The organism is Basfia succiniciproducens, assembly GCF_011455875.1.
Taxonomy (GTDB): Bacteria; Pseudomonadota; Gammaproteobacteria; order Enterobacterales; family Pasteurellaceae; genus Basfia; species Basfia succiniciproducens.
The window spans coordinates 1,918,802-1,936,367 of record NZ_CP015031.1; the positions used below are offsets into that span (position 1 = coordinate 1,918,802).

The window sequence follows — 17,566 nt, forward strand, 5'->3', positions numbered from 1 at the left end:
TTTATTATATTGGACAGTATATCCTTATTCTTAGATAAGGCGGAACATAAATAGTTCAGAATCAATCACCTATCAAAAGTGCGGTAAAATTTACCGCACTTTTTAGATAATGTTTAATTAATGATTAAACATCATAAGTAGTTGACGCCGTATTACCGCCGCGACCGGTCCAGTTGGTGTGGAAGAATTCGCCGCGCGGTTTGTCGGTACGTTCGTAAGTATGCGCGCCGAAGTAGTCGCGTTGCGCCTGTAATAAGTTGGCCGGCACACGCTCGGAAGTATAACCGTCTAAGAAGGTAATGGCAGACGCCATACAAGGCATCGGAATACCCGCTTCAATAGATTTCGCCACCACTTTACGCCAGTCTGCCAGGGCATTTTGCAAAATACCTTTGAAATACGGGTCGGAACCTAAGAACACCAAATCAGGATTCGTCTCATAAGCGTCACGAATATTGCCTAAGAATGCGGAACGAATAATACAGCCTTCACGCCATAATAACGCAGTGGCACCGTAGTTAATATTCCAGCCGAACTGTTCGGAAGCTTCGCGAATCAGCATAAAACCTTGTGCATAAGAGATAATTTTTGAGGCAAGCAAAGCTTTGCGAACCGCTTCAATCCAGACTTTTTTGTCCCCTTCCACCGGGCTGACGGTTTTATTGAATAATTTTGCCGCGGCAACACGTTGCTCTTTGAAAGAAGAGACACAACGGGCAAAGACGGATTCGGTGATCAGGGTTAACGGAATACCGAAATCCAGGGCGTTGATACCCGTCCATTTACCGGTACCTTTTTGGCCGGCGGTATCTAAGATTTTTTCTACCAACGGCTGACCGTCCGTATCTTTATAGGCCAAAATATCCGTTGTAATGTCCACCAGATAACTGTCTAACTCGGTTTGTTTCCATTGTTGGAAAATTTCGTGCATTTCTTCATAGCTTAAACCTAAGCCTTCTTTTAAGAATTGGTAAGCTTCGCAGATTAACTGCATATCGCCGTATTCGATACCGTTATGCACCATTTTCACGAAATGTCCCGCACCTTCGGCGCCCACCCAGTCGCAACAAGGTTCGCCTTTGTCGGTTTTGGCGGAAATCGCCTGCAAAATCGGTTTCACATAAGGCCAGGCTTCAGGGTTACCGCCCGGCATGATAGAAGGTCCGTGGCGTGCGCCTTCTTCGCCGCCGGAAACGCCGGTACCGATAAAGCGAATGCCTTTTTCCGCCAGGGCTTTGGTACGGCGGTTGGTATCCGGGTAATTTGAGTTACCGCCGTCGATAATGATATCGCCTTGTTCTAAATGGGGTAGTAAGGCATCAATAAATTGATCCACCACATCACCGGCACGCACCATTAACATTACTTTGCGCGGTTTTTCTAATTTAGCGGCGAGATCTTCCAGTGAATAAGCGCCGATAATATTGGTGCCTTTCGCCGCACCCTGTAAAAACTCATCCACTTTTGCCGTGGTACGGTTAAACGCCACCACTTTAAAGCCGTTGTCGTTCATATTTAAAATTAAGTTCTGACCCATTACCGCTAAACCGATAACGCCGATATCACCTTTTGTTGACATTGTTTTCTCCTGTTTTATTGAATTTATTACACGGAAAATTCCGGGAATTTTGACCGCACTTTTATTGGTTTTAACTGGTGGGCTGGCAAGCCCACCCTACGAGTCTTTATTTATATTGCGGATGCTGGGTATAGATATATATTCTGATACATATTATTTTTCCAACACAAAATCCACCGCCATTTCGCTGTGTAAAAGCGCGGTATCGAAAAACGGTAGTGTTGAATCCGCTTGATTAATCAATAAACCGATTTCCGTACAACCTAAGATTACACCTTCTGCGCCAAGTGCGGTTAATTTTTCGATAGTTTTTAAATAAAAAGTTTTTGATTGCGGGAGTATTTTGCCTATGCAAAGTTCTTCAAAAATGATTCGATGGATTTCTTTTTGTGTTTCTTCGTCCGGCACAACGGGTGTAATGCCGCGTTCAATTAAACCGTCACGATAAAAATTATCGCTCATAGTAAACGCAGTACCTAATAATGCTACCTTATTTAATCCTTTGGCTTTAATGCTATCGGCTACCGCATCCAAAATATGTAAAAAAGGCACGGAAATATTATCAATAATCGGCCGGGCGACTTTGTGCATGGTGTTGGTGGCCAGCAGAATGCCGTCGGCTCCCGCCTGTTCCAGCAATTTTGCCTGTTCGGCAAGAATTTCCCCCGCTTTTTGCCAGTCTCCGGCTTTTTGACATTGTACGATTTCTTCAAAATCCACACTGGATATAAGTAATTTAGCGCTGGCATTGCCGCCTAATGCAAGATTCACCGCACGATTAATCTCCAAATAATAGGAGGCGGTACTCTCGGGGCTCATTCCGCCTAAAATGCCGATTGTTTTCATTTCAAAATCCTTAACTTTATCGTTGATAATATGGATTATTTCTATTCTCCCGGTGATGGATACCATATTACGGATGTAAGCATGGCATCTCTATCAATCAGGTTATTACAATAATTTTGCCGCATCCGCGTCTAAATACCATTCCGTGATGCCGTTTTTTGCCCGGATACGGGCTGCGGGGTAAGGCAGTTGTTCCGCTGGTGTGGTTTTGATTTGTTTTAAGATTTCCGCTTTTGCCGAACCCGTGACTAAATAGGTAATGCGTTTTGCTTGTTCGATTAATTTTGCGCTTTTGGAAATCCGGATTTGACCGCTTTCCGGATGTTTGGCAATCAGGGCTACATTTTCGTCAGCAAAATTGGTTTGATGGGGGAAAAGAGAGGCGGTGTGGCCGTCGCTACCCATGCCGAGAATTATCCAATCAAATTCCAGATTCGGTACGCAGGCGGTGAGTTCCGCCGAAAATCTTGCAAGCTCTTGATCCGGATTTTCTTCGCCACGAATACGATGGATATTTTCCACAGGAATCCGAATGTGATCGAACAATAATTTTTGTACTTCGCCGTAGTTGCTTTCCGGATCACTCGGTACAACCATGCGATCGTCCCCCCACCAAAAATGCAGATTTTCCCACCGCACTTTTGTATTAAACGGTGGTGTCGCTAAGGTTTTAAATAACAATTTCGGCGTGGAACCGCCGGAAAGGGAAATATGTACGGGACGGTCTAATTGACTGTATAACACAAACTCCTGGGCGATTTTTTCTACCGCGGCCTGTGCCGTCGGGAATGTAATGTAGTTCATATTTTTCTCGTAGAGGGCGTATGGTATAACGCCCGGATAGTAAATTATGGTGTTATGGGGCGTATGTATGCGATACGCCCTACAATTCTTAAACCTTTTTCTTCATTTGACCGGAAGGTTTGCGCCATACGCGACCGTGTTGGGCAATTAATTTGTCGGCTTCCACCGGCCCCCATGAACCGGCTTCATATTCATAAACCCGTCCGCCGTTCGCTTTATAGTCGAGAATAGGTTGCACGAATTTCCAGCAAGCATGCACGGCATCGGTACGTGCAAACAGGGTGGCATCACCTTTCATGGCGTCTAATAATAAACGTTCGTAAGCGGTGAGTAAGCTTGCGCCGTTTAAATCCGAATAGCGGAAGTCCATGGAGACCTCCTTCGCTTCAAAGCCGGCACCGGGTTTTTTCAAACCGAAGCGCATAGAAATACCTTCGTCAGGCTGAATGCGTAGAATTAATTTATTTTCAGGCGCTTCCTGGCTGAATACCGGATGCGGTGTTTTCTTGAAGTGAATAACCACTTCTGTAACCCTTGCCGCCAGCCGTTTACCCGTGCGTACATAAAAAGGCACGCCAGCCCAACGCCAGTTGTCTATTTTGCAACGTAATGCCATGTAGGTTTCGGTGTTTGAATCCGGCGGGACGCCTTTTTCTTCTAAATAACCTTTCACCCGCTCATCGTTTAGTTGTGTGGCGGCGTATTGACCTAAAACCAGATTATGTTGTAAATCATTCGGTTCTAACGGATGTAGGCAATAAAGCACTTTTGCCACTTCGTCACGCATGGAATCTGCATTAATAATTGCCGGCGGTTCCATTGCTACCATCGCCAGCACTTGTAATAAATGGTTTTGGAACATATCGCGCATGGCGCCGGAACCGTCGTAATAGCCGCCGCGTTGTTCAACGCCTAATTCTTCCGCACCGGTGATTTCAATGTAATCAATATAGTTACGGTTCCAAAGCGGCTCGAATAAACCGTTGGAGAAGCGAAGTACTAACAGGTTTTGTACGGTTTCTTTGCCTAAATAATGATCGATACGGTAAATTTGGTGTTCGTCAAAGAATCGGTGAATTTGCACGTCTAATTCTTTTGCCGTTTTCATATCATAGCCGAAAGGTTTTTCCACGATAATGCGTTTCCAGCCGAATTCTTCGGTATTTAATCCGTGTGCCGCCAGACATTCGGGGATTACGCCGTACAGGCTTGGCGGGGTGGAAAGGTAGTAAAGCGTATTACCACAGGTCTTGTATTTATCATGTAACTCGTCTAGGCGAGGGATGAGTTTCACGTAATCCGCCGCATCCGATGTGTTAACTGCTTGGTAATAAAGATGCGAGCAGAAATTATTTAATTCGTCGCCGTCGGCTTTTTCATGTTCAATTAAGGCGCTGCGCATTTTTTCACGAAATTCTTCATTGCTTAATTCTGTGCGGGCAACACCTAAAACTGAGAAGTTTTCACTTAAACGACCGATTTTATAGAGATTGTACAGAGCCGGAATGAGTTTTCGGTGGGTCAAGTCGCCTGAGGCGCCGAAAATCACGATACAGTTATTTTCTGCTTTCATTTTATTTCCTAAAAATTATTAACATTACGAGTTTGCTTAATATGCAATATTTTCAATGAATTTGCTAATAGCTATTACAAATCAAATCGAAAGATTTTTTTCCAATCCAATTGTGCATTAGCCATGACAAAATGGGGATTCACTAATGTTTCTCGCTGATTATAGGTGAGAGGCCGGTATTGTAAATTAAAAATTTTGCCGCCCACTTCATTCAGCAATACTTCTGCCGCTGCGGTATCCCATTCACCCGTATTGCCCAAACGAACGTAACAGTCCGCCACGCCTTCGGCAACAAGGCCGGATTTCAAACTGCTGGAGCCGTACAATAACAGATCCGCCTTATAAGGCGGTTGTACGGATTGGCGGATTTTTTCCGGATTAGACGAACCGATGGTAATTTTGATGTGCTGATGATTGTGTGGTTGAAGCGGCGGAAGTTTTCGGCAACAGCCGTTTTCAATCAGAAAAGCGCCTAGTCCCCGACGGGCATAATAGGTTTTTCCTATGATTGGGGCATGGATAATGCCGAGTTGCGGTTGATTATCCTGAACCAGGCAAATCATAATGGAAAATTGCCCGGTATGATTGATAAATTGTTGTGTACCGTCCACCGGATCAATTAACCAGTAAGACTGCCATTTTTGACGTTCGGCCAGCGGAATGTTGCAGTTTTCCTCCGAGAGCACGGGAATATCCGGCGTTAGTACGGTTAATTTTTCGATTAGAAATTGGCTCAAAAATAAATCGGCTTCCGTAACGGGTGTATTGTCCGTCTTTATTTCTACGTTCACGGATTTTGCATAGAATGTTTTTAGATGTTCGCCCGCTAATGAGGCGATTTTCAATACGTCATCGAGAAGTTGTTGAGTTATTTGCATAGCGAACCGTTTTATAGAGGAATAGGTTAGTAAGATTCTAACAAAAATTTGTGATCTTTACGAGGAAGTAGTTGAGATAATTAGTGGGGTAAAAGAAAGGAAAAGTGCGGTGGAAATTTTCCTTTTTTGACCGCACTTTTAGGGTTTAAATTAAGCTTTTTTCGCTTTCAGTACACGACGGGTGAAAATCGCGATACCGATGATAAATGCCACTAAACCTAAGATTTCAGCCATGGAATCCCAGTCGGCTAATTCTAAGGCTAACGGTGCGTCCGAGCCGCCTGAAGTGACGGATGCCGCAATGATAAACGCCATAATAACGCCGATTAAACTTTCGCCCACGATTAAACCCGCTGCGAATAATGTGCCGAAACGTTCCGCTTTTTTATTTAATTCGCTTATATCTTTTCCGCTGCGTTTTGCGTAATGGCGGAGATGACGTTGAATTAACCAGGAAAGCAGTGCGCCGATAATCAGCGGAACGTTCACCACCGGCGGTAAGTAGATACCGATCCCCACAGCAAGGGTTGGCAAGGCAAGACGCCCTTGGCTTAATTTTTTCAATAAAGTATCAATGATGATAAGCGATAAGCCGAAACCGATGCCGACAAAAATGTAAGTCCATTCAAGATTGTCGGAGAAAATTCCGTTGGAAATGGTCATCATCAAAGTTGCTTGCGGCGCGGATAACGCCTGGCTGACATCCATACCTTCGCGCGGCATGGCACCGGCAAAACCGTATGCGTGATACAGAATTTCAAGCACCGGCGTGATAACCAATGCGCCGACGATACAGCCGATAATTAAGGCAAATTGTTGGCGCCAAGGCGTGGCATGCACTAAATAACCGGTTTTTAAGTCTTGTAGGTTGTCGTTTGAAATGGTGGCGACACAGAATACAATTGCAGAGGTAAAAATGGTTAATGCCGTTAAGAAACGCTGGCCGTCTTTGCCGTCCATTAAGCCCAATGAATGACCGACAACAATTAGTACCAGTGAAATCAATACAATAGAAATAATACCGATACCTGAAATCGGGCTGGAGGACGAACCGACCAAACCTGCCATATAACCTGATGCGGCGGCGACCAAAAAGCCGATTAATACGGCAAGCAGGGTGCAAAGCACTACAAATAAGAAGGTGGTGGAAGTCGGTAGCCCTACTGGTTGTAAGAAGCTCACCAGCGCAATAATGATAAGAACGGTACTGCCGAGAATGGTATAAATCATTGCTTTCGGTGAGAGATCTTGCGAAGTGCGGTCTAAATTGATGTTATTTTTATCTTTTAACGCCCGGAAAGATTGGCTCATACCTTGAATCATCGGTTTCATCAACACTAATAATGTCCAAATTGCCGCGATACCGATAACGCCCACACCGATGAAACGAACTTTGCTTTTCCAAAGACTCATAGCAAAGTCGGCAATTCCCATATCTGTAGGCATTGGCGTTGTTGCGGTAAAATAAGGTACCGCCGCCCCCCAAGTGAATAAGGTACCGACGAGCATAGCAATACCGCCCATCATACCCACTAAGTAACCGGCTCCCAATAAGGCGAAGGAGAATCCCATCGGAATCTGGAAGATAGCGGCACCACCTTTAAACCAAAGGCTCGCACCATCGGTGATAATGCGTAACCCGTTCGTTAAAAAACTCACTACGGCAGCGATAATACCGCCTGCCATAATTTCTTTGACACCGCTTTCTTTTCCAGCCTCATCACCCGCTTTTAAGATTTCTGCCGCGGCAACACCTTCCGGATAAGGCAGATCACTTTTAACCACCATAACATTTCGTAGCGGCACGGTAAAAATCACCCCTAAAATACCGCCGGAAACACAGATTAACAAGGTTTGCCAGAAAGGAAAATCCTGCCAGTAACCCATCATTAACAAGGCCGGTAGTACGAAAATAACGGAAGATAACGTACCGGCTGACGAAGCCTGAGTTTGCACCATATTGTTTTCAAGAATGTTCGACCCCTTGAACATTTTAAGTACGGCCATAGAAATCACCGCAGCGGGAATAGAAGAGGCAAAAGTCATATCCCTACTTTTAGACCGAGATATACATTGGAGGCGGTAAAAATTACCGTAATAAGTGCGCCGAGAATCATTCCTCTGAGGGTGAGTTCGCGCAAAGCTTTCTGATTATTCATTGTAGATACCCTTTTTATTGTAGAAAAATCCCAGGTATCCTACACGAATTTGCATAAGATGGATCCAATATGAATCATAAAAAGCCATTAAATGCTTTCTTTCTAAACAAATCGCATAATATTTAGCTAAAAATTAACGAAAATGCACCGCACTTTAAGGCCTGTAAAGAGATACGCGTATTTATTTTAGTTTACGTAAATAATCCCGCAGCGTATAAAGCGCTACTAAATTTCTTGCTTCGGAGAAGCCGGGATCTTCAATCAGTTCGTTGATATTGGCTAAGGGAACGCGTACTAACTGAAGCGGTTCCGGCTCATCACCAGGCAGTTTTGATGGGTAGAAATCCTGCGCGATTAAAATGTGCATTGGGTTGTTCATAAAACTAGGCGAGGAATTTACCGTGCGCAATAGCATAAATTGCTTTGCACCCAAGCCGATTTCTTCCTGCATTTCGCGATTTGCGCTTTGTTCCGGCGTTTCGCCGGCTTCCATTAAACCTTTGGTAAAGCCTAATTCATACCGTTCGGTGCCTACCGCGTATTCCCGTACCATCAGTAAATCTTCACCGTCGATAGGCAACACCATAACGGCGCAACGGCTGCTGGGTTTGAAACGTTCATAAGTACGAAGCTCGCCGTTGGAAAATTTCAATTCCACCGCCTGAATTTCGAATATGCGGGATTTCGCTGCGACAGAAATGCCCAGGATTTCCGGTTTTTGCAATAGGTTCATCGTTATCTCTTTTTTATAAAACAGAGCATTAACATACCATAAAGTACAGATTTAGACAGCGTTATTTAAAGGTTTCAAGCTCTGTTTTGTCGGAACCGTAATAAAAAAACCGGCTTCTATTATTGAAACCGGCTTTCGTAGGTTTTTATTATGAAACGAAACGACTTATTTAATCGCTAGCCGTTACATCCAATATTTATCAATTTCACTGCGGATAGCTGCCGCCGTTTGTTGGCCTTTTTCACCCACTAAGGCGCGACCGGCAATAAAAACTTTTGCTTTTTTGATGTCCTTAAACAAATGGATTTCTTCCGGCACGATACCGCCTGTGATAGACAGTTCCAGCCCCAGCGATTCCAGTTGTTTCATTTTCTCGATATCTTCCGGCATCCAGCCTTTGCCTGCCAGTTCCGCATCGCGGGAGCGGTGATAAATTGCCTGGGTAACGCCTAATTCTACCCATTGTTTGGCATCTTCTAATGTCCAGTTACCATAAATTTCAATCTGGATTTCTTTTTTTACTTTTAATTCGGGATGGGCTGCGTTGAATTCGTCCGCCACTTTTTTACAGGCGGCTTTTGTTGCCGGGTGAGCCGCCGCCGAGACGGTTAACCAGTCCGCACCGGCCTCGAATGCCATTTTAGCTAAAATAGCGCCGCCGTCGGTGGTTTTTAAGTCGCAAACTAAAATATGGTTCGGATGCAATGCCCGTAATGTCGAAACCGCCTTCATCCCTTCCGCGCAGGCCAGAATTGTGCCGATTTCAATAATATCGACGGAATTTTCCGCTTTTTTTGCATCGGCTACCGCTTTTTCTAAGCTTAATGAGTCTAATGCGATTTGTAGTAAAGGTTTTGACATAAAAGTATCTCCTTGTGTATTTTCCGCAAAAGTGCGGTCATTTTTTTCGAAATTTTATTCGCTCAGCGCCGCATCAATTACGGCGAAGACTTCCGCTTCGGTGTTACAGTCTAAGAATTTTTGAATATTCACACCGGTTTCGCTGTCTTCATCTTCCAGTATTTGGGTAATTTCCATTAAACCTTCCATATGTTTGTCGGAATCGCTGCCCGCCAGAGCTACCATCATTCGGATGGGGTCATCTTCTCCCTCAAAATGAATCGGCGTATCGAAAGTTACTAATGAAAAGGCGGTTCTGATTACGCCGTCTTCCGGTCTGGCGTGAGGCATTGCCAGACCCGGGGCTAAAATAATATAAGGCCCCATTTCTTTGATACATTCGACGATTCTGTCGTAATAACGGGCTTCTACCGCGCCGGATTTAACCAATAAATCAATGGGGATTTTGATTGCTTCTTGCCAGTTTGCCGCCTTTTGGTGCAATTTAATGGAATTATTATCAATAAGAGATTGTTTGAGCATATTATTTCTCCACCATAATTAAGTTGAATATTGCTGTCTTCGGGTGAATTAGTTTTGATATTTTTTTATCAGCGCTAATAACTCGTCACCGAAGGAATTCGGATTTAACATATTTTGAACGCCCAATACGGAAATTTTGTCGTTTGCCGAGATTTCGTCGGCAAGGTGTTTTGAGCAGACAATAATGTCGGTGCTGTCCAGTTTACCCTTATGATCGGTAACGGCGCAGGAATCCATGATATTCGGGATGCCTCGTTTATCGAGATAACCTTTGATTTTCATTTTCATCATCATTGAAGAGCCTTGCCCGGAGCCGCATACCGCTAAAATTCGTACGGGTTTGACCGCACTTTGCGTTACGGTTTCGTTATCGGATTGTTCAACCGTTTCTGCTTCAGGTTCGTCAATATCATCTAAACCGTAACCGTCCATTTGTTCGAGCGTTTTACCTGCCGCCGCTGCCACCGCTTCATCGGCACGTAATTTTTTGGAGGCAAAATACATATAGACCATTGCAAGAGCAAGAATGATGAAGAAGAAGCCCGGAATACTCACGATACCCTGTAAAACCGGCGGGAAGAATAACGCCCAGTCTGCCATGCCCATCCAGCCGTTAAAGGTTGTACCCTGGCTTGCAAGTAATTGAATAACCCAGGCGGAACCGAGCACTTCAATAATCCCCATGACGAAGCAGATCTTCATTACCGCTTTCCAACCGCCGAATTGATTTGAGAACACGCCGATAGTCGCGTTAGAGAAGAACATCGGAATAAAGCCGGGGATAATTAAGACGGGGGCGCCGACCATAAGTAAGACGCCGACGGCAAAGAATTGACCGATTGCACCCCACATAAAACCGAATACCATTGCATTTGGCGAGAAGGCGTAAATTGCGGCACAGTCGATAGCCAATACCGAATTAGGAATAACGCGTTCCGAAATACCTTTGAACGCTTCGGATAATTCCGCGACGAACATACGTACGCCGGTTACGATAACTTGAATGGCAACGGCAAATTTTAAGCCGGTTTCGAGAATATACATAAACCAGTGGGTTTTGCCCGCCATGGTTTGCAGGTTATCAAGACCGAAAGAAAGCAGAATAATGCCGAAGAATACGGTCATAACAAGTGCGGTGGCGGAGATACTATCATGGAAAATATGCAGCCATTTAGGCAATTTCATGTTATCTACGCTGTCGTTGCGATCACCTAATTTAGGCGCTAATTTGGTAGCCACCCAAGAGGCGATTTGTTGTTGGTGACCGATAGAAAAACCCGCCCCGCCGGTGACGGCTTGGGTAGGCTTGTACATTATATTAGACGAAATACCCCAATATAATGCCATTAAAACGGCGGTGTAGATAACGGTTTCCCACATGGAAGCGCCGATAATCATATAAAATACGGCGACCAGACCCGCTTGCTGGAACATGATATGCCCGGTTAACATAATGGTGCGGATACCGGTAATTCGTCTGCATACAACCAGTAAAATATTTAACGCCAGTGCAAGCAATACGGCATAACCCACCCAGCCGTAATTTTCACCCATGGTTTCGATGGTGGACTGCATACTGGTATAAGGGTCGATAACCGCACCTGCTAAATGATGAAATTCCGATAATTTTTCAATAATCGGTTTAAAACTTGTCGTTAATACGCCGGAACCGACTTGAACCATCATAAAACCGACAATGGTTTTAATGGTCCCTTTAATGATTGTGGTGGTATCTTTTTTTAATAGGATATAACCGAAACAGGCGACTATCCCAAGTAAGAAAGGCGCTTTTGAGAGGACTTGGGCATTAAAGCCAAGAAATAGATTATATAAAGTCTCCATGTAAACCTCTTTATTTTTCAATATTCTTATGGGATGCTCTCTGCTAACTTTAGAATAAATAATTCAAAACTCAGTCTAAACATCTACCACTAGGGATAATAGCACCATAACGACAAGTAAAAAGATTAAATTTGATTATTTGTGAGCTTTATCACAATTTATTTTAATCAAAACTAACCACGCTTATCTTTTTTTGCTTATTTTTTATATGAATTTCCATCATAATATTCTAAATAATCAAATTTATATTTGAGATCTCCATCACAAAAAGTATAAAAATATGTTTATTTTTTATTTGTGATTATTTATGATTGTTTTAGATTTTTTATTGTGCCGATTTTTAAAGGATAAGGAGCAAAATATGAGCAAAGTAAGTGAAATTACCAGAGAAAGCTGGATTCTTTCGACATTTCCGGAGTGGGGAACATGGTTGAATGAAGAAATCGAACTGGAACAAGTGCCGGCAAACAATTTTGCCATGTGGTGGTTAGGTTGTGTCGGTTTATGGGTTAAAACCCCGCAAAGCGCGAATATCTGTATTGACTTATGGTGCGGCAGAGGTAAAGCGACCAAACAGGTTAAAGATATGGTGCGTGGCCATCAAATGGCGAATATGGCGGGTGTGCGTAAACTTCAGCCGAATCTGCGTAATTCTGTGGGTGTATTGGATCCTTTTGCGATTAATGAAGTGGATGCGATTGTTGCAACCCATTATCATAACGATCATATTGATGTAAACGTTGCTGCGGCGGTGGTGAATAATCCTAAACTTGATCATGTTAAATTTATCGGGCCGCAATATTGTGTCGATATGTGGACCAAATGGGGCGTACCGGCTGAACGCTGCGTAGTAGTAAAACCGGGCGATACGGTTAAAATCAAAGACTTGGAACTTGTAGCCCTTGATTCTTTTGACCGCACTTGTCTGGTCACATTGCCTGCACGGGGTGCGGAAGACAACGGCGGCGAACTTAACGGTATCTGCCCGAGCGACGAAGAAATGGGACTGAAAGCGGTTAACTACCTGATTAAAACCCCGGGCGGTAATATTTATCACTCCGGCGATTCCCATTATTCAATTTACTATGCAAAACACGGTAAAGATTACGATATTGATGTCGCGTTAGGCAGCTATGGTGAAAATCCGTTAGGTATTCAGGATAAAATGACTTCAATTGATATTCTTCGTATGGCAGAATGTTTAAGAGCCAAAGTGGTTATTCCGGTTCATCATGATATTTGGACTAACTTTATGGCAAGCACAAATGAAATTCTTGAGCTTTATCGCATGCGTAAAGATCGTTTACAATATCAGTTCCATCCGTTTATTTGGGAAGTCGGCGGTAAATATGTCTATCCGCGTGATAAGGATTTAATTGAATATCATCATCCTCGCGGGTTTGATGATTGTTTTGAACAAGAACCAAACGTTCCGTTTAAATCAATTTTATAAAACGCATAACTACCGCACTAATAAAAAGTGCGGTAGTTTTATGTTCATTTTTATATATTTGAGTTAATCATAGTTGGTTCGGAGTAATATAATGAATGAACAAATCAGACACAATAAGTTATTGACTCTGTTAGGAGAAAATGGATTTCTTTCTGTGCAGGAAATTATGACTGCACTTAATATCTCACCGGCAACGGCACGTCGGGATATCACCAAATTGAATGAGCAAGGCCGCCTGAAAAAATTAAGAAACGGCGCCGAGGCGGTTATTCAATCTACCTTCCAGCCACAAAAAAAACAAAATGAAATAAAGAACTTAGATGAAAAACAACGCATTGCGGCACTTGCCGCAAGCCTGTGTCAGAATGACAGTAGCGCTATTTTAACTTGTGGTTCTACAATGCTTTTGCTGGGCAATGCGTTGTGCAATCGTAACGTTCAAATCATTACCAATTATCTTCCGTTGGCAAATCAGCTTATTGAAAACGATCACGAACGGGTTGTTATTATGGGCGGGCAATATAATAAAAGCCAGGCGATTACGCTTTCGTTAAGTGAGCACAATGAAGCTTTTGCCGCCGATATTATGTTTACCAGCGGAAAAGGGCTTACCGCACAAGGTTTATATAAAACCGATATGGTTATCGCTTCTTCAGAACAGCGGCTGCTGAAACGAGCACAAAAACTGATTGTGTTAGTGGATAGTAGCAAGTTGGACAAAACGGTGGGAATGCTGTTTACCGAATTAAAAAATATTGACCTTATTATTACCGGGCAGGAAGCGGATCCGGATTTTATTCGTACGCTCCGAGAAAAAGGCATCGATGTGATGTTGGCGTAGTGCCTGATTGTGTTGAAAAGCTAGTTATAAAGGGTGATTTTCAGAAATTCTACCGATAAAAAAACCTCCGGCATTGAACCGGAGGTTTTTATTTGGAATGTTCCATAAAATTTCCTAAAAACTGACCGCACTTTTTAATTTTTTGAGTGCATTGGTTTCCAGTTGACGGACACGTTCTGCGGAGATGTTATATTTTGCCGCGAGTTCGTGCAACGTAGCTTTGGTATCGTCTAACCAACGAGCCTGAATAATATCTTTGCTGCGTTCGTCTAAGTTTTCCATCGCATTGCTGAGCTGATCAATGGCTTGCGTTTCAAAATTTTCGCTTTCAAGTTCCGCCGCAAAGTTGGAGCTTTTATCTTCAAGATACATTGAAGGTGCAAAAGTTTCTTCTTCGCTGTCATCCGTCGGCAAATCAAAGCCGACATCGGCGCCTGTCATGCGGCTTTCCATTTCAATCACGTCTTCTTTGGTTACGCCTAATTCATTAGCGACTAAATCCAGTTCATTATCGCTGAACCAGCCTAAACGTTGTTTGGTTTTGCGCAGATTGAAAAATAATTTACGTTGTGCTTTGGTAGTAGCAACTTTAACGATACGCCAGTTGCGGAGCACATATTCATGAATTTCAGCCTTAATCCAATGTACGGCGAAGGAAACCAGACGTACGCCGACTTCCGGATTAAAACGTTTAACCGCTTTCATTAAACCGATATTGCCTTCCTGGATTAAATCCGCTTGCGGAAGCCCGTAGCCGGAATAACCGCGCGCTACGTGAATAACAAAACGAAGATGAGACAAAATTAGTTTTTTTGCCGCCTCTAAATCTTCTTGATAATACAAACGTTCCGCCAATTCCTTTTCTTCCTCTGCGCTAAGCATAGGATATTCGTTCGCGGCACGAATGTACGCTTCGATACTGCCTTGCGGAACTAACATCATAGTTTGTGTTTCTTTAGTCATTGTCTTCCTTCTTAGTAAACAATAGGTTTACCGATTAATTATTGCATAAATCGAAAGAAGATCAACTCCTTTCAATTTTATGTTAAATAAGACCGCACTTTACCAAATAAAGTTCAATAAATCTGATTGTTTTACTCAGTTTTTTATTAAAAATTTTTCTTTTCTTATTAAGCTTAAGGTACCCAAAGTTAATAACGTAATGCAACATGAGGCGAAACCGAACATGGCTAAACCGAGTAATTCAAGATACGGGCTTGAACTGCTATGAGCGGTATGCAAGCCGACTCCCGCCATGGAGGCTAAACCGAATGAAAATGCCCAAAACGGCATGGTAAAACCTTTTGTAGCAATCCAGGGCATTAGGCGCAGTAAGAAAAATAATTGCAATAATCCGTAACCGATTAATCCTTTCGCCAATAAATCGATTTCGCCGTCGTTAATCGCCAAATAAGCCGAACAGCAAACAAAAGCGGGTGCCAGTTGAATACCGATAATCGGGCGAATATTTTCGGGCAAAGCGGTTAAATTGCGTAATCGTTGCTGTACGGCGGGTTCAAGAAAGAACCAGGCAAGCATACCGCCGCCTAAAAACAATGCGCCGATTTCACTATAACCTAATGAACCTAACGCATTAGCGCTGACAAAATTAGTGGCGACGGTTGGAAGATACAAAACCGGTGTGGCGGCTTCCTGAGGATGACCACTGCGCCATAATCCCGCCGAACGAAACATAGCAAAACCAAGTTGCCCGATAATGCCGGACGCGGTTAATACAACCGCCGTTTCGCGGCTGTAAGGCAATGCGCCCATGGCAACCAGAATCGTAGTAATAGGAATTAAGCTGACAAAACAACCGAGAATCGGGTGATATAATTCCGCTTTCGCCTGTTCGGGATAAGCTTTCCATTTGTAAATATAAATAACGATTAAGGCAAGCCAGATTGCCGTTGCGACTGTTAGAACGCTCTCCCCGATGATCGCAGGTAAAGGCAGAATTATAGCGGCATAACGCCAGGCAAGCCCAAGCCCCGCCAATCCTAATACCATGCTGAAATAGTTAACGGGAATCGGAAACGGTTTTGTATCGGACATTATTTTTCAATGGGTTGTAATTTATAAGTCAGATCGTTATTAATTACGTCAAACAACAAATCAATATTCGGATGTTTATTCGGATTTTGTTTTGCATCCGCACTATGTTCGGCAAAAATCTCCACGCCTTTTTGTGCGGAAGTGCGGTCTAATTTTCCGTTAAATTGTGCGGCAAGCGCATTATAAACGCGCAATGAGCCTAATTTACCCGCTACTGCCGGAATGTGATGAATTACCTCGTTATCTTTGATTACATCCAAGCCCGATAAGCGGTCGATGGCGGGTAATGCGTCTAAATTGGTTTTGAAATCCATAAATACCTCAAAAATTAACTGATTGCCTGTTCTGCGTTCACTTCGCCCAGCTCGCCGATAAAGCGAACTTCAGGTGATAAATAAACATCGAATTTTGCCGCTACAGACTGGCGTACATGATGGGCTAATTCTACGATGTCGGAGGCGGTGGCGTCGCCTTTATTCACCAGTACCAATGCCTGATTCTGATGGACCGCCGCACCACCGATTTGATAGCCTTTTAATTGGCATTGATCGATGAGCCAGCCTGCCGCAAGTTTCACCGAGCCGTCATCCTGCGGGAAATTCGGTATATTCGGGTATTTTTGTTGCAGTAAGGCGAAATGCCCAGCGCTAATCACCGGATTTTTAAAGAAACTGCCCGCATTGCCGAATTCTTTTGGATCCGGCAGTTTAGCCCGGCGAACGGCGCAAACTTCGTCGAAAATTTGCTGAAAACCGACCGCACTTTTATCGAAATTGGCAAGCGTGCCGTACTTTAATACCGGTTGCCATGCTTTGGCTAATTTTAATCCAACCGCAGTTACAATAAAACCTTGCGCGTATTTGTGTTTGAATACGCTTTCGCGATAACCGAATTCGCATTCCTCATTGGTCAGGCGGAATTGCTTGCCCTGATTTAAATCCAAAACATCCACATAATCGCACACATCTTTAAATTCAACGCCGTAAGCGCCGATATTTTGTACCGGAGCGGAGCCGGCGCAGCCTGGAATGAGCGCAAGATTTTCTAAACCGCCGATACCCTGAGATAACGACCATTCCACCAAGTTGTGCCAGTTTTCGCCGCCGTTTACATGTAAATAATGAAATTGCTCATCTTCATTGTGTTCAATACCCATTAAACGGTTGATTAATACCGTGCCGGCAAAATCTTTTAAAAATAACACATTGCTGCCTTGTCCTAAGAACAAAACGGGCTGATTTTCTTGTCGGCAACCATCCCAAACCTGTTGTAGTTGTTCAAGTGCGGTAATTTCGACGATATTTTTTGCCTGAGCGGGAACGGCGAAGGTATGAAAGGGTTTTAAACTTTGCATAAATTATCCTTATGATTATTTTGCAGTTAGTTTAGCTTTTGTTATGTGTTTGAGCAAATTTATGAA

The 17,566-nt window shown here is 43.5% G+C and carries 15 protein-coding genes and 1 pseudogene; 2 read left to right on the forward strand and 14 right to left on the reverse strand.

Annotation, left to right across the window (positions count from 1 at the left end):
• Positions 1-124: 124 nt before the first annotated feature.
• From gnd to A4G13_RS09000, 10 genes and pseudogenes are all read right to left on the reverse strand, one after another.
• Positions 125-1,579 (reverse strand): decarboxylating NADP(+)-dependent phosphogluconate dehydrogenase, encoded by a 1,455-nt coding sequence (gnd, locus tag A4G13_RS08955; protein ID WP_090655273.1) that lies wholly within the window; start codon positions 1,577-1,579, stop codon positions 125-127.
• 153 nt (positions 1,580-1,732) lie between these two features.
• Positions 1,733-2,425, reverse strand: a complete 693-nt coding sequence (locus tag A4G13_RS08960; protein ID WP_090655276.1) for an aspartate/glutamate racemase family protein — start codon at positions 2,423-2,425, stop codon at positions 1,733-1,735.
• Between the two features lie 105 nt (positions 2,426-2,530).
• The gene (gene pgl / locus A4G13_RS08965) at positions 2,531-3,229 is read right to left on the reverse strand and encodes a 6-phosphogluconolactonase (RefSeq protein WP_011199199.1); all 699 of its coding nucleotides are present in this window, start codon (positions 3,227-3,229) and stop codon (positions 2,531-2,533) included.
• Positions 3,230-3,317: 88 nt separating this feature from the next.
• On the reverse strand, positions 3,318-4,802 hold the full coding sequence (zwf, locus tag A4G13_RS08970; RefSeq protein ID WP_090655279.1) for a glucose-6-phosphate dehydrogenase: 1,485 nt from the start codon (positions 4,800-4,802) through the stop codon (positions 3,318-3,320).
• 74 nt (positions 4,803-4,876) lie between these two features.
• Positions 4,877-5,680 carry a 3'(2'),5'-bisphosphate nucleotidase CysQ gene (cysQ, locus tag A4G13_RS08975; protein WP_011199201.1) on the reverse strand — a complete coding sequence of 268 codons (804 nt, stop codon included), beginning with the start codon at positions 5,678-5,680 and terminating at the stop codon, positions 4,877-4,879.
• Positions 5,681-5,830: 150 nt separating this feature from the next.
• Positions 5,831-7,839, reverse strand: a pseudogene (locus A4G13_RS08980) (OPT family oligopeptide transporter).
• A 181-nt stretch (positions 7,840-8,020) separates the two neighbouring features.
• Positions 8,021-8,572 carry an ADP compounds hydrolase NudE gene (nudE, locus tag A4G13_RS08985; protein WP_011199203.1) on the reverse strand — a complete coding sequence of 184 codons (552 nt, stop codon included), beginning with the start codon at positions 8,570-8,572 and terminating at the stop codon, positions 8,021-8,023.
• Between the two features lie 183 nt (positions 8,573-8,755).
• The gene (locus A4G13_RS08990; RefSeq protein ID WP_090655282.1) at positions 8,756-9,433 is read right to left on the reverse strand and encodes a 3-keto-L-gulonate-6-phosphate decarboxylase UlaD; all 678 of its coding nucleotides are present in this window, start codon (positions 9,431-9,433) and stop codon (positions 8,756-8,758) included.
• Positions 9,434-9,487: 54 nt separating this feature from the next.
• Positions 9,488-9,955, reverse strand: a complete 468-nt coding sequence (locus A4G13_RS08995) for a PTS sugar transporter subunit IIA (RefSeq protein WP_090655285.1) — start codon at positions 9,953-9,955, stop codon at positions 9,488-9,490.
• Between the two features lie 48 nt (positions 9,956-10,003).
• The gene (locus tag A4G13_RS09000; protein WP_090655288.1) at positions 10,004-11,797 is read right to left on the reverse strand and encodes a PTS ascorbate-specific subunit IIBC; all 1,794 of its coding nucleotides are present in this window, start codon (positions 11,795-11,797) and stop codon (positions 10,004-10,006) included.
• A 361-nt stretch (positions 11,798-12,158) separates the two neighbouring features.
• Here A4G13_RS09000 and ulaG point away from each other — a divergent pair, with 361 nt between their 5' ends.
• Positions 12,159-13,250: an L-ascorbate 6-phosphate lactonase gene (gene ulaG, locus A4G13_RS09005; RefSeq protein WP_011199207.1), complete on the forward strand. Its 1,092-nt coding sequence runs from the start codon at positions 12,159-12,161 to the stop codon at positions 13,248-13,250.
• Between the two features lie 91 nt (positions 13,251-13,341).
• The gene (ulaR, locus tag A4G13_RS09010; RefSeq protein WP_090655292.1) at positions 13,342-14,091 is read left to right on the forward strand and encodes an HTH-type transcriptional regulator UlaR; all 750 of its coding nucleotides are present in this window, start codon (positions 13,342-13,344) and stop codon (positions 14,089-14,091) included.
• 114 nt (positions 14,092-14,205) lie between these two features.
• Here the strand turns inward: ulaR and rpoH are convergent, their stop codons facing one another.
• From rpoH to murB, 4 genes are all read right to left on the reverse strand, one after another.
• Positions 14,206-15,054, reverse strand: a complete 849-nt coding sequence (gene rpoH / locus A4G13_RS09015) for an RNA polymerase sigma factor RpoH (RefSeq protein ID WP_011199209.1) — start codon at positions 15,052-15,054, stop codon at positions 14,206-14,208.
• A gap of 135 nt (positions 15,055-15,189) precedes the next feature.
• Entirely contained in the window at positions 15,190-16,146 is a 957-nt protein-coding gene (gene tehA / locus A4G13_RS09020; protein WP_090655296.1) for a dicarboxylate transporter/tellurite-resistance protein TehA, read from the reverse strand.
• Complete coding sequence (locus A4G13_RS09025) at positions 16,146-16,460, reverse strand: DUF2322 family protein (RefSeq protein WP_011199211.1); 315 nt, start codon at positions 16,458-16,460, stop codon at positions 16,146-16,148. The genes tehA and A4G13_RS09025 overlap by 1 nt, the downstream gene beginning before the upstream one ends.
• A gap of 14 nt (positions 16,461-16,474) precedes the next feature.
• The gene (gene murB / locus A4G13_RS09030; RefSeq protein ID WP_090655298.1) at positions 16,475-17,500 is read right to left on the reverse strand and encodes a UDP-N-acetylmuramate dehydrogenase; all 1,026 of its coding nucleotides are present in this window, start codon (positions 17,498-17,500) and stop codon (positions 16,475-16,477) included.
• Positions 17,501-17,566 lie beyond the last annotated feature (66 nt).